The sequence below is a fragment of the Vibrio tetraodonis genome (assembly GCF_003350295.1).
Classification (GTDB): domain Bacteria; phylum Pseudomonadota; class Gammaproteobacteria; order Enterobacterales; family Vibrionaceae; genus Vibrio; species Vibrio tetraodonis.
The window spans coordinates 13,329-36,169 of the sequence record NZ_QLYY01000030.1 but is presented as its reverse complement, the minus strand read 5'-3'; the positions used below and the strand labels follow the sequence as shown (position 1 = coordinate 36,169).

Genomic DNA, 22,841 nt, shown 5'->3' with positions numbered 1-22,841 from the left:
CTCACCTTTACTTTATTCCTTACGCAAACTCATCATTGTCTGATACCACCACTCTACTAGATTCAGTCATGAATCAACAGCATGAAAACATAAAGCTCAAAGCAGAAATAGTGATATAAAGCATCTTAATAGTTAGATATGCTCAACATACTAACCACAAAATAAAAAGCGCTTGATTAGACCAAACGCTTAATAAATTTATTGATGAAAGGACTTAGACAGGTCGTGAACCGCTTCAACAAATACCCCAGCGTTTTCCGGTGGAACATCAAGGTGGATACCATGTCCTAGGTTAAATACATGACCAGTCCCCCTATCCCCAAAGCCTGCTAAAATATCTGCGACTTCTTGGCGGATTCTCTCTGGTGATGCATACAAGATTGAAGGATCCATATTTCCTTGCAGTGCCACTTTATCTCCAACGCGGCGCACAGCTTCTTCGATGTTAATTGTCCAGTCTAAACCAACCGCATCACATCCGGTCGCGGCAATTTTTTCTAACCACATGCCACCATTTTTAGTAAACAAGGTGACGGGTACTCGGCGCCCTTCGTTTTCTCGAATCAGTCCATCAACAATTTTTGCCATGTATTGGAGTGAGAATAAATTGTAATCTCTTGGAGTCAGGACACCACCCCAAGTATCAAACACCATGACAGATTGAGCTCCAGCTTTAATCTGAGCGTTAAGATATTCAATAACACTGTCGGCAAGTTTATCTAACAACATATGCAGTGTTTGTGGCTCTGAATACATCATCCTCTTGATTTTAGTGAAAGCTTTTGAGCTGCCACCTTCGATCATGTAAGTTGCCAGCGTCCAAGGACTTCCAGAGAAGCCAATCAAAGGTACTTCTCCTTTTAGATCTTTACGGATCTGACGAACGGCGTTCATCACATATTGCAATTCAGCTTCCGGATCTGGGATGCCAATTTTTTCAACATCAGCCTTGCAGGTAATAGGGTTATCAAATACTGGGCCTTCTCCAGCAGCAAAGCGCAATTTTAGACCCATGGCATCTGGAATAGTTAGGATATCCGAGAATAAAATTGCAGCATCAAGAGGGTAACGACGTAATGGCTGAAGTGTGACTTCTGAGGCAAGCTCAGCATTCTTACACAAAGACATAAAGTCACCAGCCTCAGCTCGAGTCGCTTTATATTCTGGGAGGTAACGTCCTGCCTGACGCATCATCCATACTGGTGTGTAGTCTACTGGTTGCTTTAAAAGAGCACGCAGATAACGATCATTTTTAAGTTCAGTCATTCCGTATTTCCAACTATTGAGCTTTTGTTTAGCGCCGTTATTCTAACACTGTTTAGTCTACAAAAGCGGCATGCTTTGCAACCTAGATCAAGTTATTAACGTTTAAATCAGCGCTTAGTTTGCGCCCAAACTGTAACAGTGTTAAAAATCTCCACGCTAGCGAAAAATAATAACTATAACCTGAGTACCTGTGACTCAGCATCTCATAACGACATCTTACTTACCCCCTCCCTCTCGGAGGGTTTTTTTTTGCGTTTAAACGGATTCAAGAAGATAAATTCCGGGTGTGTTTATTTAACACACTCCTTAATCGTCTCCTCGATTAACGCTCTTGCAATAGTTCCATGTGGCGCAATAGCAGGTAATGTATCGGCTGAAAACCAACCAAGACTCTCAATCTCTGAATCATCTGGTTTCAGCTCTCCTTGTTGATAATCAGCCAAAAAGCCAACCATTAAACTGGATGGAAAAGCCCAAGGTTGGCTGGAAAAATAGCGAATATTGGTAACATCAAGGCCCGTCTCCTCTTTCACTTCTCTTGCAACACATTGCTCAAGAGTTTCACCCACTTCTGCAAACCCTGCGATAACCGTATACATACCATTTCGGTGACGAGAATGCTGAGCCAGTAAAATCTGGTTACCTTTACGAACAGCCACTATGATGCAAGGAAATATACGTGGGTAATGCAGTGTCCGACAGTCTCCGCATTGCATTGCCAGTTGATTGTTGTTGAGATGACTCCTGCCACCACAAATAGAGCAAAATCTCAGTGTTTGGGTCATGTGACCATACTGAACGGCTTTACTGAGTAATAAAAAAACGCTCTCGGGCAGGCTTAGACACTCACGTAATGGCGTTAGGTGCAGATTTTGTTCAACTTCATCTGCATTTAACCAAATAACAGGCAGATTTTCATACTCACCAATCTTGTGTCCCAGGCCCTGTGGTATAGAAAGTTCTATGGCAGTGCCACAAGGTAATTTGTTGTTAATCAACCATACTTCACTTCCCGACACAAGACACCAGTAGGCTGTCTCTATTGGCTTTCTATCATTTTTGCTTAACATTACCAACCCTCTATACTTGCAGTTCATTCATTTTACTGGCAATCTTAATTCATACTAGGGTTTGTAGTAGAGCGAGTTTCTGGCTATAAACTCTAGTAAGAACGAAAAGTTTTGCTCTACACCGGTTTTGGGAGTCAAAGCGTAATTGTCACTGCAAAAGTGGCTCGATCATGAGGATATGGTCATGCTGAATAAATTCAAACAAACACAAGAACAATGGGGCGGCTCAAGTGAACTTATTGATCACTGGCTAGAGACTAGGCAATCGCTTATCGTAGAATATTGTAAGCTTGCATCACTTCAACCCACTTCTGTAAAAACCACACTTTCTTCACTCCCTACCGCTGATGAGCTACAAGTTTTCTGCCAACATCTCGTCGATTATATCTCTGAAGGGCATTTCAAGATTTATGATATGGTGATGGATAAATGGCGTTCGACTGGCTTTGAAGCAACAGAGGAAATCAATGCAACCTACGGGCGCATTGTGCTTACTACCGATCCACTGCTCAACTTTACCGACAAATACGCTGCGGTTAAAGATGATGAACCTCTGGAGTCTTTTGATAGCGATTTATCGCTAATTGGCGAGATATTGGAAGCCCGTTTTGAAGTAGAGGATCAGCTGATCCAGTTAATTGCGGACAGTTTGGCTGTTCCTCCTGGCGCATAATAAACCATGTACAACTTTACTTCCTCAAGGTTGTAAACAGAACGAACAAAAAAAGGCACCCAAGGGTGCCTTTTTTAACGCTTTAAAAGCTATTACTCATCAACTGAAAAACCTGCGTTAAGCAAAGCAGCTAAGTTATCTGTTGCTTGTTCAACAGATGGGCCTTCTTGCTCTTCAACACGTTTTGCTTGACGATCTTGGTGGTAAGCGAAACCTGTACCTGCTGGAATCAATCGACCAACAATAACGTTTTCTTTCAGACCACGTAGCTCATCACGCTTACCAGAAACTGCTGCTTCTGTTAGTACGCGAGTTGTCTCCTGGAACGATGCCGCTGAAATGAAGGATTCAGTTGCTAGAGACGCTTTAGTGATACCAAGTAGTTCGCGTTCGAAGCGTGCAGGTTCTTTACCCTCAGCTTCAAGCTGACGATTAGCAATCTTAACGTTCGCATATTCAACTTGCTCGCCCGCTAGGAACTCTGAGTCACCAGCGAATGTGATTGTACACTTGCGAAGCATTTGACGAACGATAGTCTCGATGTGCTTGTCGTTAATCTTAACGCCCTGTAAGCGGTATACTTCTTGAACTTCGTTCGCGATGTACTGAGTAACCGCATGGATACCACGTAAACGTAGAATGTCATGTGGAGACTCTGGACCATCGGCAATCACATCACCACGTTCAACTTTTTCACCTTCAAAAACGTTGAGCTGACGATGTTTAGGGATCATCTCTTCGTAGGTATCTCCACCTTCACGGGTGATCACTAGACGACGCTTACCTTTAGTCTCTTTACCAAAGCTCACAGTACCTGTGTGCTCAGCAAGAATCGCAGGTTCTTTCGGCTTACGAGCTTCAAACAAGTCAGCAACTCGTGGTAGACCACCTGTAATGTCTCGGTTTCCGCCAGATTTCTGAGGAATACGAGCAAGCGTGTCACCGACACCAACTTCAGCACCGTCTTCAATGTTAACAATCGCTTTACCAGGTAAGAAGTAATGGGCTGGCATATCCGTACCAGGAATCATTACATCTTTGCCTGCCGCATCAATAAGTTTGATAGCAGGGCGCATGTCTTTACCTGCAGCTGGTCTCGCAGCCGCTTCGGTCACTTCACTAGAAGACAAACCTGTTAGGTCATCAGTTTGACGAGAAACCGTTACACCATCAATCATATCAACAAATTGGATACGACCTGCCACTTCAGTGATGATTGGCATAGTGTGAGCTTCCCAGTTCGCTACTGTTTCTCCAGCTTCAACGCCCTCGTTGTCGCCTTTGCTAAGTAGTGAACCGTATGGAAGTTTGTGCTTCTCTTTGGTGCGGCCAAATTCGTCAATAATGGTTAGCTCTGATGCACGAGAAGTGATCACAAGCTTACCTTGCTTGTTAGTTACGAACTTAGCGTTATGCAGCTTCACAGTACCAGTGGTCTTCACTTGAATGCTATTTTCTGCTGCTGCCGTCGATGCTGCACCACCGATGTGGAACGTACGCATGGTTAACTGTGTACCCGGTTCACCGATAGACTGAGCAGCAATAACACCCACTGCTTCACCTTGGTTAACTAGGTGACCACGTGCAAGATCACGACCATAACACTGTGAACAACAACCGAAGTCTGCATCACAAGTTACCACTGAACGAACTCGGATTTTATCTACTGAGTTGTCTTCCATGATCTGACACCACTTCTCATCAATCAGAGTATTACGTGGAATCAAAACATCTTCAGTGCCTGGCTTAAGAACATCTTCAGCAACTACACGACCAAGAGCTAGCTCAGAGAGTGCAACTTTAACGTCACCACCTTCAATATGAGGCATCATGTCGATACCTTCATGTGTGCCACAATCGTGCTCATGGACGACAACATCTTGCGCGACATCTACTAGACGACGTGTCAGATAACCTGAGTTCGCTGTTTTCAGTGCCGTATCCGCTAGACCCTTACGAGCACCGTGCGTTGAGATAAAGTACTGAAGTACGTTCAAGCCTTCTTTAAAGTTCGCCGTGATCGGCGTTTCGATGATAGAACCATCTGGACGCGCCATCAGACCACGCATACCAGCAAGCTGACGAATCTGAGCAGCAGAACCACGAGCGCCCGAGTCAGCCATCATGTAGATGCTGTTGAACGACTCTTGCTGTTCGCCTTCACCTTCACGGTTAACCACTGTCTCTGATGACAGGTTTTCCATCATCAGTTTTGCAACGCGATCATTGGTCGATGCCCAAATATCGATCACCTTGTTGTAGCGCTCACCCGCGGTAACAAGACCAGATTGGTACTGTTCCTGGATTTCTCGAACTTCTGCTTCCGCTTCTTCGATTTCAGTGTATTTCGCATCTGGTACAACCATGTCGTCGATACCAACAGAAACACCTGAAAGCGCTGCGTATGCAAAACCGGTATACATGATTTGGTCAGCAAAGATAACTGTGTCTTTCAGACCCAGCTTACGGTAAGCCTCGTTCAATAGGTGAGAGATTTGCTTCTTACCTAACTTTTGGTTAACGATGCTAAACGGAAGACCTGCAGGCACAATTTGCCACAGCATTGCACGACCGATAGTTGTATCAACTAACTTAGTCTCAGTAGTGCTGTTGCCATCTTCATCTTTAACAGTCTCAGTGATACGGACTTTAACGCGAGCATGCAGCTCTGCAGACTTGGTACGATATGCTTTCTCAGCTTCTGCTGGGCTAGCAAGGTACATACCTTCGCCTTTGACGTTAATCTTCTCACGCGTCATGTAGTACAGACCCAAAACAACGTCCTGTGAAGGTACGATGATAGGATCACCTGATGCTGGCGACAGAATGTTGTTTGTCGACATCATCAAAGTACGAGCTTCAAGCTGCGCCTCTAGAGTTAGAGGAACGTGAACCGCCATTTGGTCACCATCGAAGTCCGCGTTGTACGCCGCACAAACAAGTGGGTGCAGCTGAATCGCTTTACCTTCGATAAGTACTGGTTCGAACGCCTGAATACCTAGACGGTGAAGTGTCGGTGCACGGTTCAGTAGTACTGGGTGTTCACGAATCACTTCATCGAGAATATCCCATACAACCGCTTCTTCACGCTCTACCATCTTCTTAGCAGCTTTGATCGTCGTCGCTAAACCACGAGTCTCAAGTTTGCTGTAGATAAATGGTTTGAATAGCTCAAGTGCCATCTTCTTAGGAAGACCACACTGATGCAGACGAAGGTATGGACCTACTGTGATTACAGAACGGCCAGAGTAGTCTACACGTTTACCTAGAAGGTTCTGACGGAAACGACCTTGTTTACCCTTGATCATATCAGCAAGAGATTTTAGAGGACGCTTGTTCGAACCTGTAATCGCACGGCCGCGACGACCGTTATCTAGAAGTGCATCAACAGACTCTTGTAGCATACGCTTTTCGTTACGTACGATAATGTCTGGAGCAGCAAGCTCTAATAGACGCTTCAAACGGTTATTACGGTTGATCACACGGCGATATAGATCGTTCAGATCTGAAGTCGCAAAGCGACCACCATCTAGTGGAACTAGAGGGCGTAGATCTGGCGGAAGTACCGGAAGCACAGTTAAGATCATCCACTCTGGGTTGTTGCCCGATTGAACGAATGCTTCAACTAGCTTCAAGCGCTTAGTGATTTTCTTGCGCTTAGTCTCTGAATTAGTAGACTGAAGCTCTTCACGCATTTCTTCGATTTCGGCTGGCAGATCCATAGACGCAAGTAGGTCTTTGATCGCTTCAGCACCCATCTTAGCCGTGAATTCATCACCCCACTCTTCTAGGCGGTCTAGATACTCTTCTTCAGTAAGCATCTGAGATTTTTCTAGATCTGTCATACCAGGTTCTGTTACTACGTACATTTCGAAGTAAAGAACACGCTCGATATCACGCAGTGGGATATCCATAAGTAGACCGATACGAGACGGCAATGATTTTAGGAACCAGATGTGAGCAACTGGTGAAGCAAGTTCAATGTGGCCCATACGGTCACGGCGAACTTTAGTTTGTGTAACTTCAACGCCACACTTCTCACAGATAACACCACGGTGTTTCAGACGCTTATATTTGCCACAAAGACATTCATAATCTTTAACTGGGCCAAAAATACGCGCACAGAACAGACCATCTCGTTCAGGTTTGAACGTACGATAGTTGATCGTTTCAGGTTTTTTAACTTCACCAAAAGACCATGAACGAATCATGTCTGGTGAAGATAGACCGATTTTGATTGCATCAAATTCTTCGGTCTTATGCTGTGCTTTTAGAAAGTTTAATAAGTCTTTCACAATCAGCTCCTGTAAGGAGTTAAAAGGAGCTCACCCGCAAAAGTGAGCACCTTCAACCAAATAACCCCGTGGGGATTACTCTTCGTCTTCTAGCTCGATATTGATACCAAGCGAGCGAATCTCTTTCAACAGTACGTTGAACGATTCTGGCATGCCCGGCTCCATGCTATGGTTGCCATCCACGATGTTCTTATACATCTTGGTACGGCCGTTAACGTCATCTGACTTGACCGTTAGCATTTCTTGTAGGGTGTAAGCAGCACCATATGCTTCTAGTGCCCATACTTCCATCTCACCGAAACGCTGACCACCGAACTGAGCTTTACCACCCAGCGGTTGCTGAGTAACTAGGCTGTATGAACCAGTAGAACGAGCATGCATCTTGTCATCAACAAGGTGGTTTAGTTTGAGCATATACATGTAACCAACGGTTACAGGACGCTCAAATGCATCACCAGTACGACCATCAAACAGAGTAAGCTGACCAGATTCTGGCAGTTCACCCAGCTTAAGTAGTTCTTTGATTGACTGCTCAGAAGCACCATCAAAGACTGGTGTTGCGATAGGTAGACCACCACGCAAGTTGTTGACCAAGGTGCGCACTTCATCGTCAGTCAAGGATGCAACATCAACTGTCTGACGAGTTTCACCTAAGTCGTAAACCTTCTGTAGGAAGTCACGGAACTTAGCCAGCTCTTGCTGCTCTTTCAGCATTTGGTTGATCTTGTCACCAATACCTTTAGCCGCGAGACCTAAGTGGACTTCGAGGATCTGACCTATGTTCATACGAGAAGGTACACCTAGCGGGTTAAGCACGATGTCAACCGGCTGACCTTTCTCATCGTAAGGCATGTCTTCTACAGGGTTGATCTTAGAGATTACACCCTTGTTACCGTGACGACCGGCCATCTTATCGCCTGGCTGAATACGACGTTTAACCGCAAGGTAAACTTTAACGATCTTCAGTACGCCAGGAGCTAGGTCATCACCTTGAGTGATCTTACGACGCTTAGTTTCGAACTTCTTATCGAAGTCAGCTTTTAGCTCATCGTACTGCTCTGCAAGTTGCTCAAGCTTAGTCTGCTGAGTATCGTCGTCTAGCGTTAGCTCTAACCACTTCTTGCGGTCAATAGCGTCAAGCTTAGCGTCAGTATAACCACCTTCAACCAGTACAGCTTTAACGCGGTTGAGTAGGCCACCTTCTAGAATCTGGAATTCTTCAGTAAGGTCTTTCTTCGCTTCTTTTAGCTGCATCTGTTCAATTTCAAGCGCACGTTTGTCTTTTTCGACACCGTCACGAGTGAATACTTGAACATCAATGATGGTACCTGACACTGAGTTTGGTACACGCAGTGAGGTATCTTTAACGTCTGATGCTTTTTCACCAAAAATGGCACGCAGTAGCTTCTCTTCTGGAGTTAGCTGAGTCTCGCCTTTTGGTGTTACTTTACCAACAAGGATGTCACCACCCTTAACTTCCGCACCTATGTAAACGATGCCTGACTCGTCCAATTTAGACAGAGCAGACTCACCTACGTTTGGAATATCGGCTGTGATTTCTTCAGCACCAAGCTTAGTATCACGTGCAACACAAGATAGCTCTTGAATGTGAATCGTCGTGAAACGGTCTTCTTGAACAACACGCTCAGAAACAAGGATCGAGTCCTCGAAGTTGTAACCATTCCAAGGCATAAACGCGATACGCATGTTCTGACCAAGTGCAAGTTCACCTAAGTCTGTAGAAGGACCATCGGCAAGCACATCGCCACGTGCAACAGGTTCACCAGGCATCACAGTTGGACGCTGGTTGATACACGTGTTTTGGTTTGAACGAGTGTATTTAGTTAGGTTGTAGATATCGATACCCGCTTCACCTGGGATCAACTCGTCTTCGTTCACTTTCACAACGATACGAGACGCATCTACAGACTGGATAACACCACCACGCTTAGCAACCGCTGTTACACCTGAGTCAACAGCAATATTACGCTCAATACCTGTACCAACAAGAGGCTTATCAGCCTTAAGTGTTGGAACAGCCTGACGTTGCATGTTCGCACCCATCAATGCACGGTTCGCATCATCGTGTTCTAGGAACGGAATAAGCGAAGCAGCGATAGATACTACTTGGTTAGTCGCAACGTCCATGTAATCTACATGGTCACGTGGGTGCAGACCAGATTCACCTTTCTGACGAGCTGTGATCAACTCTTCAGCAAATGTACCTGCTTCAGTCAGTACTGTGTTCGCCTGAGCGATAACGTATTGACCTTCCTGAATAGCAGATAGGTAATCAACTTCGTCTGTTACTACACCATCTACAACACGGCGATATGGTGTTTCAAGGAAACCATACTCATTACAACGTGCGAATGCAGATAGCGAGTTGATAAGACCGATGTTTGGACCTTCAGGCGTTTCGATCGGACATAGACGGCCGTAGTGAGTTACGTGTACGTCTCGAACTTCAAAACCAGCGCGTTCACGCGTTAGACCGCCTGGACCCAATGCAGAGATACGACGCTTATGCGTTACTTCTGATAGAGGGTTGTTCTGGTCCATAAACTGAGACAACTGAGAAGAGCCAAAGAACTCTTTCACTGCCGCAGAAATTGGCTTAGCGTTGATCAAATCTTGTGGCATTACAGCATCTAGATCGCCCAAGCTTAGACGCTCTTTCACTGCACGCTCTACACGTACTAAACCAACACGGAATTGGTTTTCAGCCATTTCACCAACGCTACGGATACGACGGTTACCTAAGTGGTCAATATCGTCGACTTCTCCAATACCGTTACGAATAGCAATGAGCTTCTTCATCACTTCGATGATATCTAGCTCGTCAAGCGTACCCTGCTCTTGTGCGTCTTCGCGCTCAATTGAGCTGTTGAACTTCATACGACCAACAGTCGAAAGATCATAACGCTCTTCAGAGAAGAATAAGCTATCAAATAAGGCTTCAGCGGCTTCTTTCGTTGGCGGCTCACCTGGGCGCATCATGCGGTAGATTTCTACCAACGCAGAAATACGATCAACAGTACTATCGATGCGCAGTGTATCTGACATGAATGGGCCATGGTCTAGATCGTTCGTAAATAGAACTTCTAGTGCTTTATGACCAGCTTGAGATAAGTTTGCTAGTGCTTCAAGACTGATCTCTTGGTTAGCAGAAACAATAATCTCACCAGTTGCTTCATTGATATAATCTTTTGATGCAACTCTACCAACTATGTACTCAACGGGCACTTCAATATGCTCAACGCCATCTTTTTCAAGTTGACGGATATGGCGTGCTGTTACACGACGGCCCGTTTCTACGTAGACCTTGCCATTAGCTTCAATATCGAATGATGCCGTTTCACCGCGCAGACGATCCGGAACCAGCTCCATAAGAAGAGTCTGGTCTTTCACCTCGAAGTTCACCTTCTCAAAGAAGATGTCTAGGATTTCATCTGTCGTCTTACCTAGCGCACGAAGAATGATCGATGCAGGCAGTTTACGACGACGGTCAATACGTACATATAAGTTATCCTTAGGATCAAACTCGAAATCAAGCCATGAACCACGGTAAGGAATGATGCGCGCATTGTATAGAACTTTACCTGAAGAGTGGGTCTTACCCTTATCGCTGTCGAAGAATACACCTGGGCTTCTGTGCAGCTGGGATACGATAACCCTCTCGGTACCATTGATAACGAAGGTACCATTGTCTGTCATAAGCGGTATTTCGCCCATGTAGACTTCTTGTTCTTTAATGTCTTTTACAGTACCTGCTGGCGCGTCTTTATCAAAGATGACTAAGCGCAGTTTTACGCGTAGTGGTTTTGAATAAGTTACGCCGCGAATTTGACATTCTTTAACGTCAAAAACTGGCTCACCAAGACGGTAGCTAACGTATTGCAGCTCGGAATTGCCGTTATAGCTCTGAATTGGAAATACAGAACGGAAAGCAGCTTCAAGACCGTATTGACCTTCAGGATCCTGTTCGATAAATTTCTCGAACGAATCGAGCTGGATCGATAGCAGGTATGGAATGTCCAACACTTGTGGACGAGTACCAAAGTCCTTACGGATGCGCTTTTTCTCGGTATAAGAGTAAACCATGGGGTTCCTCAGCTCGCTGATAAGTGACCCAAACTGTCTAGAGTCATTCGTAGACAGTGACTAACAACTGTTTGACTGTAGTGACATTTCATAAAGCTGTCATGAAATGCTTTTTGCTAGGAACTTGGGTGCTCAAACAGCGGAAAAATCACCCAACCCCTACAGCGCAAAAAGGCCGGTGGTTGTAAAACCACCAGCCATTAGCCTCTAGGCTAAGAAACTATGCAATAATTACTTAACAGTAACACTTGCACCAGCTTCTTCTAGCTGAGCTTTAAGAGCTTCAGCTTCATCTTTCTCGATGCCTTCTTTAAGAGGTGCAGGAGCGCCGTCAACTAGAGCTTTCGCTTCTTTAAGACCTAGGCCAGTCGCGCCACGTACCGCTTTGATTACAGCAACTTTGTTGCCGCCAGCAGATTCTAGGATTACGTCGAATTCAGTTTGCTCAGCAGCAGCTTCGCCACCAGCAGCACCGCCAGCTACAACAGCAGCAGCAGCAGAAACACCGAATTTCTCTTCCATTGCTTCGATTAGTTCAACAACTTGCATTACAGACATTTCTGCAACTGCATCTAGGATTTGCTCGTTAGTAATAGACATAACAATTCTCTTTTAAATCAACAATAAGTTTATTAAGCAACCAGAAAAAAGCAAGGCTTATGCCGCAGCTTCTTCTTTTTGATCGCGTAGTGCTGCGATAGTACGTACCAGCTTGCCTGCAGAAGCTTCTTTCATGCACATCATTAGACGTGCGATTGCTTCGTCGTAAGTTGGTAGTGTCGCTAGTACTTCAGCGTCAGCTAGCGCACCTTCAAATGCAGCAGCTCTGATCTCGAAGTTTGAATTCTCTTTAGCGAAGTCTTTAAAAAGACGCGCTGCAGCACCTGGGTGCTCATTAGAGAATGCGATTAGAGTAGGACCAGTGAAAGTGTCAGTTAGACACTCGTAGTCTGTACCTTCAACCGCACGACGCATTAGTGTGTTACGAACAACTCGTACATAAACACCCGCTTCACGAGCTTGTTTACGTAGAGATGTCATCGCGCCCACTTCAACGCCACGAGAATCAGCTACAACTGCAGAAAGTGCACCACTGGCAGCTTCGTTGACTTCAGCAACAATTGCTTTTTTGTCTTGAAGGTTTAAAGCCATCTTGGATTTACTCCTGGTTGTCGTTACACCACTCACTATTATCACAACAGTGAGAGTTATTGAGGTGCTTCCCAGAAGAAAGGTAACTATTTACATAGAGCTTTCTGTCAGTTCGGGCACCATCTACGTAGGAAGATTAAGTCATCATTTAATAAAAATCAGACACCTACGGTCTTGGACGGAGACTGAGTCTTAATTCTTGTAGAATAAAAGTTCAGCCCCAACCACAAATATTAGGCGCGAAATTATACATAAATTTCACGCCTAAGCAAATAAATTATGCTTGAGTGTTCAGGCTAGCCTGATCTATAGCAACACCAGCACCCATAGTAGTAGAGATGCTTACTTTCTGCAGGAATGTACCTTTAGCAGAAGATGGCTTAGCTTTCTTCAGAGCCACTAGAAGTGCTTCTAGGTTCTCTTGGATCTGCTGTGCAGAGAAGTTTGCTTTACCGATAGTAGTGTGGATGATGCCGTTTTTGTCGTTACGGTAGCGAACCTGACCCGCTTTAGCATTTTTAACTGCTTCAGCAACGTTAGGAGTCACAGTACCAACTTTAGGGTTTGGCATTAGACCGCGAGGACCAAGGATAGTACCTAGCTGACCTACAACGCGCATTGCATCTGGAGAAGCAACAACTACGTCAAAGTTCATTTCGCCTTTCTTCACTTGCTCAGCAAGATCTTCCATACCAACGATGTCTGCGCCAGCTTCTTTAGCTGCTTCAGCGTTTGCACCTTGAGTGAACACTGCAACGCGGATTTCGCGGCCAGTACCGTGAGGTAGTACAGTTGCACCACGTACGTTCTGGTCAGATTTACGAGCATCGATGCCTAGGTTAACAGCAACATCAACAGACTCAACAAACTTAGCAGTAGCTAGTTCTTGAAGAAGAGCAACAGCTTCGTTGATTTCGTATTCTTTAGTTACGTCAACTTTTTCACGGATTACGCGCATGCGCTTAGTTAGTTTTGCCATGATCTTAACCCTCTACCACTAGGCCCATTGAACGAGCAGTACCAGCGATTGAACGCTTCATTGCTTCGATGTCAGCACCAGTCATATCTGCAGCTTTAGTTTCTGCGATTTCTTGGATTTGAGCGTCAGTTACCGTACCCACTTTTTCAGTGTTTGGACGACCTGAACCAGACTTAACGCCAGCCGCTTTCTTAAGAAGAACTGCTGCCGGTGGAGTCTTAGTTACAAAAGTGAAAGAACGGTCATTGTATACAGTGATAACAACTGGAGTTGGTAGACCTTTCTCGACCGATTCTGTTTTTGCGTTAAACGCTTTACAGAATTCCATGATGTTAACACCGTGTTGACCTAGAGCAGGACCAACTGGTGGACTTGGGTTTGCCATACCAGCAGCAACTTGCAGCTTGATATAAGCTTCAACTTTCTTAGCCATGATTTTTCCTAATTTTGGGTACTAACGCTAATCCGCTGATCAGCTCCCCGTTCATATAAATAACTTTCTACTTTCATCAAAGTAAAAAGGCGCGAAATTATAATCATAATTCGCGCCTCATACAAGCTTTTAAAGCTGTTTTTTTGTACTCTTTAAACTCTGGGTTTAGTCTAATTTTTCAACCTGACCAAACTCAAGTTCAACAGGAGTCGCTCGACCGAAGATAGAAACAGATACCTTCATACGGCTCTTCTCATAATCCACTTCTTCAACAGTACCGTTAAAGTCTGCAAATGGACCATCATTGACACGTACAACTTCACCGGCTTCGTACATAGTACGTGGGCGAGGTGACTCACTCGCTTTTTCAAGGCGGTTAAGGATAGCGTCAGCCTCTTTATCCGTGATAGGTGCAGGACGATCAGAAGTGCCACCAATGAAGCCCATGACACGAGGTACGCTGCGTACTAGGTGCCATGATTCATCGTTCATAATCATCTGAACAAGGACGTAACCTGGGAAGAACTTACGCTCAGACTTACGACGTTGACCTGCACGCATTTCGACTACTTCTTCAGTAGGAACAAGAACTTCACCAAACAGTTCTTCCATGCTGTGCATTTTAATATGCTCACGAAGAGACTGAGCGACACGGCCTTCAAACCCAGAGAAGGCTTGAACCACATACCAGCGTTTTTTGGGAGCTTCACTCATGAATTAAAACCCTCTATACCCCAGTCACAAAGTTGACAAGACGAACCATAATGCCGTCAATGCCCCAAAGTGCTAGAGCCATTACAATACTTACAGCTAAAACGATCAAGGTAGTTTGTATAGTCTCTTGGCGTGTTGGCCAAACTACTTTACGAACTTCCATACGAGATTCTTTAGCGAAATCAATCGCAGCCTTACCCTTTACTGTTGTGGCTGCCACACCTAACGCTGCTGCAATTAATACAACAACACCGGCAACGCGAATCACTACAGACATTTCACCATACAGGTAATTACCCACAACAGCGGCGGCTAGCAGAGTAAAAGTGATAACCCACTTAAAGATATCTGCGCCATTTGAGCTATCAGGAGTTTCAGCATTATTTGCTTTCATAAAACCAACCTGTCAAAAGTCTTAATATAGACGACAACAACCCCGCTACTGCAGGGCAAATCCATGAAACGACAACCTATTAGATTGGCGTACTCTTCTTATTACTCAATCACTTACCTTAAAAAGTAAGAATTTACTTAATATCCACCTTTAGAAGAAATTGGCAAATATTATATTGAGTGCAGAAAAAGGGCATCAAATGATGCCCTTTTTGCTACTGCTTCGTCAAATCTTATTCAAAGATTTTCAGAAAGCTTCGCCAATTCTTGAGAATTAATCGAAGATCTTAGCAACAACACCAGCACCTACTGTACGGCCACCTTCACGGATCGCGAAACGAAGACCTTCGTCCATTGCGATTGGTGCGATTAGCTCTACAGTCATTTGGATGTTATCACCTGGCATTACCATTTCTACGCCTTCTGGTAGCTCGATGTTACCAGTTACGTCAGTTGTACGGAAGTAGAACTGTGGACGGTAGCCTTTGAAGAATGGTGTGTGACGACCACCTTCATCTTTAGACAGTACGTAGACTTCTGACTCAAACTTAGTGTGTGGAGTGATTGAACCTGGAGCCGCTAGTACTTGACCACGCTCTACTTCATCACGCTTAGTACCACGTAGTAGGGCACCAACGTTTTCACCCGCACGACCTTCGTCTAGAAGCTTACGGAACATTTCAACACCTGTACAAGTCGTTGAAGTCGTCTCTTTGATACCTACGATAGCAACTTCGTCACCTACGTTTAGGATACCACGCTCGATACGACCTGTTACTACTGTACCACGGCCTTGGATTGAGAATACATCTTCAATCGGCATTAGGAACGGCATGTCTACTGCACGCTCTGGCTCTGGAATGTAAGAATCTAGCGCTTCTGCTAGTTCTACAATCTTAGCTTCCCATTGCTCTTCGCCGTTTAGTGCGCCTAGAGCTGAACCTTGGATTACTGGTAGATCGTCACCTGGGAAGTCGTACTCAGATAGAAGTTCACGAACTTCCATTTCTACTAGTTCTAGTAGCTCTTCATCGTCAACCATGTCACATTTGTTCATGAATACGATGATGTATGGGATACCAACCTGACGGCCTAGTAGGATGTGCTCACGAGTCTGTGGCATTGGGCCATCTGTCGCAGCAACAACTAGGATACCACCATCCATCTGTGCAGCACCTGTGATCATGTTCTTAACATAATCCGCGTGTCCTGGACAGTCTACGTGTGCATAGTGACGAGTTGGAGTGTCGTACTCTACGTGAGATGTTGCGATTGTGATACCGCGCTCACGCTCTTCTGGAGCGTTATCGATTGATGCGAAGTCTTTCGCTTCACCGCCGTACACTTTAGCTAGAGTAGTACAGATTGCAGCAGTTAGAGTTGTTTTACCGTGGTCAACGTGGCCGATAGTACCAACGTTAACGTGCGGTTTCGTACGTTCAAATTTTTCTTTAGACACGATCGTGTTCCTTCCTAGTTATGATTCGCCGCGAACGTTATTGATCACGACGCGCCAGAATTTGCTATTTTATGCGCCAACGTCCGCCAGCGCAATATTTGGACGTATTGATCTTCAAAAAAGTCTTGCTATTTTTAAAGGTTAATACGTTTTTATTAGTAACCACGCTCTGCAATGATTGCTTGGGCAAAGTTTTTCGGCACTTCTGCGTACTCATTGAACTCCATCGAGTAAGATGCTCGACCTTGAGTTGCAGAACGCAAGTCTGTTGCGTAGCCAAACATTTCAGACAGAGGTACTTGAGCGCGAATGATCTTAATACCCGCCACGCCTTCGTCCATACCTTCAATCATGCCGCGGCGACGGTTTAAGTCACCAACAACATCACCCATCCAATCTTCAGGAGTAGTTACTTCGACATTCATCATTGGCTCTAGAAGTACAGGTTGTGCTTCTAATGAACCCTTCTTAAATGCCATTGAGCCGGCGATCTTAAACGCCATCTCGTTAGAGTCAACATCATGGTAAGAACCATCAAACAGGGTTGCTTTTATGTCTAGCACTGGGTAACCAGCCAGAACACCACTGTTCATTTGTTCTTCGATACCTTTCGCTACCGAACTGATGTATTCCTTAGGAACCACACCACCCACAATTTCGTCAACAAAGACAAAACCTTCGCCAGGTTCAGATGGCTCCAGTTTGATCCATACGTGACCATACTGACCACGACCACCAGATTGACGTACAAATTTACCTTCCACTTCCGCACTACCACGGATAGTTTCTCGATAAGCCACCTGGGGTTTACCAACATTACAATCAACGCTGAATTCACGTTTCATGCGGTCAACAATGATATCAAGGTGGAGTTCGCCCATGCCAGAAATCAGTGTTTGACCTGTTTCATCGTCCGTCTCGACTCTGAAAGATGGGTCTTCTGCAGCAAGCTTACCAAGTGCGATACCCATTTTTTCTTGGTCAGCAACAGAGCGAGGCTCAACCGCAATTTGAATAACCGGATCTGGGAACTCCATACGTTCCAAAATCACCTTATGGTTTTGATCACATAAGGTATCACCCGTTGTCACATCTTTCAGGCCAATTGCCGCAGCAATATCACCAGCACGAACTTCTTTAATCTCATCACGCTTATTAGAATGCATTTGTACAATTCGACCAAAACGCTCTTTCTTTTGCTTAACCGAGTTGTAAACTGCATCACCAGAGTTAACCACGCCTGAGTAAACACGCATGAAAGTTAACGTACCGACAAATGGGTCTGTTGCAATTTTAAACGCTAGTGCTGCAAAGGGTTCGTTGTCATCTGCATGACGCTCAACTTCGTTGTCTTTTTCATCAACACCTTTGATAGCTGGTACGTCAATTGGAGACGGTAGGTATTCAACAACCGCATCCAATACCGCCTGTACACCTTTGTTTTTAAATGCGCTGCCACATGTAGCCAGAACAATTTCATTGTTAAGTGTACGTGTACGTAATGCCTGCTTTATCTCAGCTTCAGACAACTCACCTTCTTCAAGATATTTATCCATTAACTCTTCACTTGCTTCAGCCGCTGACTCAACAAGATTGTTGCGCCACTCTTCTGCAAGTTCAGCCATATCTGCAGGAATGTCTTCATAGGTGAAGGTGGTGCCTTGATCTTCGGCATTCCAGTTGAGCATTTTCATTTTAATCAGGTCAATGACGCCCTTGAAGTCGTCTTCCGCCCCAACGTTGAGTTGAATTGGAACAGGGTTGGCACCAAGACGGTTTTTGATTTGATCGACAACACGCAGAAAATCAGCACCCGCACGATCCATCTTATTAACGAACACCATACGAGGAACATGATACTTATCAGCCTGACGCCAAACAGTCTCTGATTGAGGTTCTACACCTGATGAACCACAAAATACAACAACGGCGCCATCAAGCACACGTAAAGAACGCTCAACTTCGATAGTAAAATCAACGTGTCCGGGAGTATCTATGATATTGATACGGTGATCTTGGAATTGCGCTTCCATACCACGCCAAAAAGTGGTGGTTGCTGCAGAGGTGATTGTGATACCACGCTCTTGTTCTTGTTCCATCCAGTCCATGGTGGCAGCACCATCGTGAACTTCACCAATTTTATGAGATAGGCCAGTATAGAAAAGAATACGTTCACTTGTAGTGGTTTTACCCGCATCTACGTGGGCAACGATGCCAATATTTCGGTAGCGCTCAATAGGTGTTTTACGAGCCACGGTTGAATCCTCTTGAATTAGGGACTATTGCTATTGCTAGTTTCGCCTTACTTAAATAACACTATGTCAGATTTCAGCGCCCTAGATATAGCAATAGTTCCTAAGCTTACGCATAGGAACTAGAGTAGTACCGCGAGGAGTCTCGCGGTACTGAAAGGTATTACCAGCGGTAATGAGCAAACGCTTTGTTCGCTTCTGCCATACGGTGAACGTCTTCACGTTTCTTAACAGCAGTACCTTTGTTGTCTGCAGCATCTAGCATTTCAGCAGCTAGGCGAGCAGCCATAGATTTTTCACCACGCTTACGCGCAGCTTCAACTACCCAACGCATAGCAAGTGCATTACGACGAACAGGACGCACTTCTACAGGAACTTGGTAAGTTGAACCACCCACACGGCGAGATTTAACCTCTACCGCTGGACGAACATTTTCAAGAGCTTCTTCAAATACAGCTAAGTGATCTTTACCAGATTTCTCAGCCATAGTGTCTAGTGCAGTGTAAACAATTTTCTCTGCAGTAGATTTTTTACCGTCAACCATAAGGATGTTAACGAATTTTGCCAGCAGTTCTGATTTGAACTTAGGATCTGGAAGGATCTTACGCTGACCAATGACGCGACGACGTGGCATGGTATTTCTCCGTTGTCTTATTTTTCAGGTTATCCAAAACTTTTCAGTTTCTTCAAAAATTAATAATGAATTTTTGGTGTTTGGCCTTACTTAACGCTTCTTTATAACAAGAAGGGCATTAAGACTTAGGACGCTTCACACCGTACTTAGAACGACCTTGTTTACGGTCATTAACGCCTGCACAGTCAAGTGCACCACGTACAGTGTGGTAACGCACACCAGGAAGGTCTTTAACACGACCACCACGGATTAGAACAACCGAGTGCTCCTGAAGGTTGTGACCTTCACCACCGATGTACGAAGTTACTTCGAAACCGTTTGTCAAACGTACACGACAAACTTTACGAAGTGCTGAGTTAGGTTTTTTAGGTGTAGTAGTGTAAACACGAGTACATACACCACGTTTTTGTGGGCACGCTTCTAGTGCTGGCACGTTGCTTTTAACAACTTGCTTTGCACGAGGCTTACGTACCAACTGGTTAATAGTTGCCATTAACTAGCTCCTGAATTACTTGAAAGTAAGCTTTGTGAAAAATCTATCCCCAATCATCAAAGACAATTAGGGACGCAAAATTCTATTCAGCAGTGAGATGTGTGTCAAGAAATATACGAATCTTTTTTATCCAACTCGGATGAATCTTGATAAAGCTTGGTTGATAACAAAAGGGAGAAGTGAGTTCAGTCCCAAGTCAGGGAAGTAGAACATTCGGCAGTAAGTGTCACAAAGCCATCATAATCAACAATATTCACTGATGGGCTGACTCGGTTAACCATGCCTCTCGCCTCTAGATCACTTTGAAGTGCAAAGGTATTCAAGTTTTTTAGTATCGGGAAAGTTTTATGTAAAGGGTTTACCGCATATACAGCATCTTGAATGAGCAGCAAAACGTCGTTATCTGCGTACACTTTTCTTGCTTCTTCCAATGCTGTTATTGATTTAACAATATGTAACATAACAATCCTAAAATGAGAGAAGTTTGTCTGAAGACTGGATCTGCAATTTAATACCTTCTGCGTCCAACCTTTGAGCATCGATCACAAGATTGGCCTGTTGCACGCCTCGTTCTGCCAAAGAATCACGACAAACAAACACTTGCTCAATATCGTAAAGCTCGAACAACTTAAACATAGGGGCATAGTCTTTGCTGAGTATATTTTGGGGTTGCTGACTAGCTAGCAATTGGTACACACCATCGCCAATAAATATCACTCGAATATTTTCACAATAAGCAGAAGCAGCCAAAAGGGCATCCACCCCTTCACGCCCAGACGCACAGCCATGTGGAGAGGTCCTGAATAAGTAGGTTAACGAACTCAAAACTGCACCACTCTATCTTGGGTCAACATCGCCTCAGCTAAACTTCCAAGCCCTGCTTGTTCAAAACCTTCCGCAAGATTATTTTGCATAAGATTGTGCTGATGTGCTTCATCTTGACTAACTACACCACGACGCAATGCTGCAGCCACACAAGTTTCCAAACGTATGTTGTGCTTTTCAGCTAATCCCTGCCACGCCTTAACAAGGTCAAACTCATCGTTTGCCGGTACAGTAAGTGAACAGCCATTGGTTACACCATTTTGGTAGAAAAACACACTCACTAATTGATGTCCCTGATTGATCAAACTCACAGCAAATTGGTACGCAGTGCGTGGGGATTGGTCTCCATAAACTGAGCCATTGACTACTAGTGTATAGGTTAAAGGGTTCAACTCTCCTCATCCTCTGTTTTGCGCTGGCGGATATAAAGATAAACCGTATGTTTAGAAATATTCAACCTATCAGCCACTCGATTAATCGCATCTTTGATATCAAAAATACCTTTAGCGTATAATTCCATGACAATTTGACGATTCTTGGTATTGTTTGATACTGATTTATCAGCATTAATTTCTTCGATGGTGCGTTCAACCGTTTTATCGACCAACTCTTCAACATCACTGGCGAAGTTCACAGAGGAGGCCGCTTGTTTTGCTTCTTCTGATGGCATGAAAGATTGCAGCACCTGAGAGAAAGGCGCATCGAGATTAACGTTAACGCATAACAAGCCTATGACACGGTTTTCGCCATTGCGGATGGCGACGGTAATAGACTTCATTAAGACACCACCTTTAGCACGAGTGAAATAAGAACGAGAAAAGTTTCGTTCGGATCCTTCAATATCACGCAGCATCTTTAATGCAAGATCAGTAATTGGCGATCCTACCTGACGCCCAGTGTTTTCCCCATTAGCAATTTTGATTGCCGAGGTATTAAGATCTTCTAGGGAATGAAGCACAATCTCACAGAATGGACCAATTAAGCTGGCAATCCCATCCACTACAGCCTCATAAGATCTAAGAATAATTTTATCATGCTCACTAAATGGCATCACATTAACCGATTCCATTTCAAGTAACATATCCATATTAACTGTTTCTGTCGTTGTCACTTTTTAAGCCTTCGAGCGAAAAATCAACAAATTGGTGTAAGTTTATCAGAAAATTTGAATAGAATACCTAGCTACACCGTCAGCTAGTGATTTAGAACAAAGTATTTATCAGGCAAAAACAAAAGGCCTGATAGAATCAGGCCTTTATAGTGTGAAAAGCTGAGTCTACTGAACTACTTGCTCAGCTTCTTCAGCATTGTCGATTTTTAACAGCTCAACTTCAAATACCAAGGTGGAGTTTGCAGGAATACTTGGCGTATCTTGCTCTCCATAAGCTAGCTCTGGTGGGATAACAAATTTGTACTTAGAGCCTACAGGCATGAGCTGCACGCCTTCTGTCCAACCAGAAATCACACGATTAAGTGGGAAAATTGCAGGCTCACCGCGATCATAAGAGCTGTCAAATTGTGTGCCGTCGATAAGAGTGCCCTTGTAGTGCACTTGCACTGTGTCAGTATCTTTAGGCTGTTCACCCTTAGCAGGCGTCACAACTTGATAAAGAAGACCTGATTCAGTTTTCTTAACGCCTTCTTGCTTAGCAAATTCTGCTCGGAAGTCGTCACCTGCTTTCTTAGCTTCAGCTGCTTTTTCCGCTGACTGCTTTTGCATGGTTTCAGCAACACGCTTATCTAGAGCTTCAAGAGCAGTGCGAGTTTCTTCCTCGCTGAGTTCTGGCTTACCTTTGAATACATGCTCGATGCCCTTAAGCACTAGCTCTTTATCCAAATTGATACCGATTTCATTCGGCTTATCTAGGCTGGTGTTCAGATAATTCGCAAAAGACACACCAATTGCATATGCTGCTTTTTCGTCGTCTGTTTTAAACTCAACCGTCTTTACTACTGCTTGATCGGCTGCAGGTGCCGCATCTGCTTTTGTTTCATCGTCTTTTTGACAGCCAACCGCTAACATTACTGTTGCTGCAAGCAACGACACCTTAAAAATAGATTTCATTTAATTCTCCAATTAATGGCTAACCATTTGTCTT

Annotated in this window: 20 protein-coding genes; 1 reads left to right on the top strand and 19 read right to left on the bottom strand. The window is 44.5% G+C overall.

Annotated features, from left to right (window positions below; all coding sequences use genetic code 11):
- Positions 1-198: 198 nt before the first annotated feature.
- Both hemE and nudC read right to left on the bottom strand, forming a co-directional pair.
- Entirely contained in the window at positions 199-1,266 is a 1,068-nt protein-coding gene (hemE, locus tag DPF90_RS19760; protein ID WP_114788013.1) for a uroporphyrinogen decarboxylase, read from the bottom strand.
- 290 nt (positions 1,267-1,556) lie between these two features.
- Positions 1,557-2,336, bottom strand: a complete 780-nt coding sequence (gene nudC, locus DPF90_RS19755) for an NAD(+) diphosphatase (RefSeq protein WP_114788012.1) — start codon at positions 2,334-2,336, stop codon at positions 1,557-1,559.
- Positions 2,337-2,514: 178 nt separating this feature from the next.
- Here nudC and rsd point away from each other — a divergent pair, with 178 nt between their 5' ends.
- Positions 2,515-3,009 carry a sigma D regulator gene (gene rsd / locus DPF90_RS19750; RefSeq protein WP_114788022.1) on the top strand — a complete coding sequence of 165 codons (495 nt, stop codon included), beginning with the start codon at positions 2,515-2,517 and terminating at the stop codon, positions 3,007-3,009.
- A gap of 92 nt (positions 3,010-3,101) precedes the next feature.
- Here the strand turns inward: rsd and rpoC are convergent, their stop codons facing one another.
- From rpoC to fkpA, 17 genes are all read right to left on the bottom strand, one after another.
- Positions 3,102-7,304 (bottom strand): DNA-directed RNA polymerase subunit beta', encoded by a 4,203-nt coding sequence (gene rpoC / locus DPF90_RS19745; protein WP_114788011.1) that lies wholly within the window; start codon positions 7,302-7,304, stop codon positions 3,102-3,104.
- A 75-nt stretch (positions 7,305-7,379) separates the two neighbouring features.
- Positions 7,380-11,408: a DNA-directed RNA polymerase subunit beta gene (gene rpoB, locus DPF90_RS19740; protein WP_114788010.1), complete on the bottom strand. Its 4,029-nt coding sequence runs from the start codon at positions 11,406-11,408 to the stop codon at positions 7,380-7,382.
- Between the two features lie 231 nt (positions 11,409-11,639).
- The gene (gene rplL, locus DPF90_RS19735; protein ID WP_006957113.1) at positions 11,640-12,008 is read right to left on the bottom strand and encodes a 50S ribosomal protein L7/L12; all 369 of its coding nucleotides are present in this window, start codon (positions 12,006-12,008) and stop codon (positions 11,640-11,642) included.
- 57 nt (positions 12,009-12,065) lie between these two features.
- On the bottom strand, positions 12,066-12,560 hold the full coding sequence (gene rplJ / locus DPF90_RS19730) for a 50S ribosomal protein L10 (protein ID WP_114788009.1): 495 nt from the start codon (positions 12,558-12,560) through the stop codon (positions 12,066-12,068).
- Between the two features lie 277 nt (positions 12,561-12,837).
- A complete protein-coding gene (gene rplA, locus DPF90_RS19725; protein ID WP_114788008.1) occupies positions 12,838-13,539 on the bottom strand; it encodes a 50S ribosomal protein L1 in 702 nt (233 codons plus the stop codon).
- A 4-nt stretch (positions 13,540-13,543) separates the two neighbouring features.
- Complete coding sequence (gene rplK / locus DPF90_RS19720; protein ID WP_026084318.1) at positions 13,544-13,972, bottom strand: 50S ribosomal protein L11; 429 nt, start codon at positions 13,970-13,972, stop codon at positions 13,544-13,546.
- Positions 13,973-14,137: 165 nt separating this feature from the next.
- Positions 14,138-14,686: a transcription termination/antitermination protein NusG gene (nusG, locus tag DPF90_RS19715; protein WP_114788007.1), complete on the bottom strand. Its 549-nt coding sequence runs from the start codon at positions 14,684-14,686 to the stop codon at positions 14,138-14,140.
- Between the two features lie 13 nt (positions 14,687-14,699).
- Complete coding sequence (secE, locus tag DPF90_RS19710; RefSeq protein WP_114788006.1) at positions 14,700-15,080, bottom strand: preprotein translocase subunit SecE; 381 nt, start codon at positions 15,078-15,080, stop codon at positions 14,700-14,702.
- 273 nt (positions 15,081-15,353) lie between these two features.
- Positions 15,354-16,538 carry an elongation factor Tu gene (gene tuf / locus DPF90_RS19705; protein ID WP_114788005.1) on the bottom strand — a complete coding sequence of 395 codons (1,185 nt, stop codon included), beginning with the start codon at positions 16,536-16,538 and terminating at the stop codon, positions 15,354-15,356.
- A gap of 155 nt (positions 16,539-16,693) precedes the next feature.
- Positions 16,694-18,793 (bottom strand): elongation factor G, encoded by a 2,100-nt coding sequence (gene fusA / locus DPF90_RS19700; protein ID WP_114788004.1) that lies wholly within the window; start codon positions 18,791-18,793, stop codon positions 16,694-16,696.
- A gap of 160 nt (positions 18,794-18,953) precedes the next feature.
- Complete coding sequence (gene rpsG, locus DPF90_RS19695; protein WP_114788003.1) at positions 18,954-19,424, bottom strand: 30S ribosomal protein S7; 471 nt, start codon at positions 19,422-19,424, stop codon at positions 18,954-18,956.
- A gap of 118 nt (positions 19,425-19,542) precedes the next feature.
- A complete protein-coding gene (gene rpsL, locus DPF90_RS19690; protein ID WP_004399892.1) occupies positions 19,543-19,917 on the bottom strand; it encodes a 30S ribosomal protein S12 in 375 nt (124 codons plus the stop codon).
- A 185-nt stretch (positions 19,918-20,102) separates the two neighbouring features.
- The gene (gene tusB, locus DPF90_RS19685; protein ID WP_114788002.1) at positions 20,103-20,378 is read right to left on the bottom strand and encodes a sulfurtransferase complex subunit TusB; all 276 of its coding nucleotides are present in this window, start codon (positions 20,376-20,378) and stop codon (positions 20,103-20,105) included.
- Positions 20,379-20,385: 7 nt separating this feature from the next.
- Positions 20,386-20,742, bottom strand: a complete 357-nt coding sequence (gene tusC, locus DPF90_RS19680; protein ID WP_114788001.1) for a sulfurtransferase complex subunit TusC — start codon at positions 20,740-20,742, stop codon at positions 20,386-20,388.
- Positions 20,739-21,134: a sulfurtransferase complex subunit TusD gene (gene tusD, locus DPF90_RS19675; RefSeq protein ID WP_114788000.1), complete on the bottom strand. Its 396-nt coding sequence runs from the start codon at positions 21,132-21,134 to the stop codon at positions 20,739-20,741. Before tusD ends, tusC begins: the two co-directional genes overlap by 4 nt.
- Positions 21,131-21,853: a helix-turn-helix transcriptional regulator gene (locus tag DPF90_RS19670; RefSeq protein WP_114787999.1), complete on the bottom strand. Its 723-nt coding sequence runs from the start codon at positions 21,851-21,853 to the stop codon at positions 21,131-21,133. The genes tusD and DPF90_RS19670 overlap by 4 nt, the downstream gene beginning before the upstream one ends.
- A 165-nt stretch (positions 21,854-22,018) precedes the next feature.
- Positions 22,019-22,807: an FKBP-type peptidyl-prolyl cis-trans isomerase gene (gene fkpA / locus DPF90_RS19665; RefSeq protein ID WP_114787998.1), complete on the bottom strand. Its 789-nt coding sequence runs from the start codon at positions 22,805-22,807 to the stop codon at positions 22,019-22,021.
- Positions 22,808-22,841: the final 34 nt, after the last annotated feature.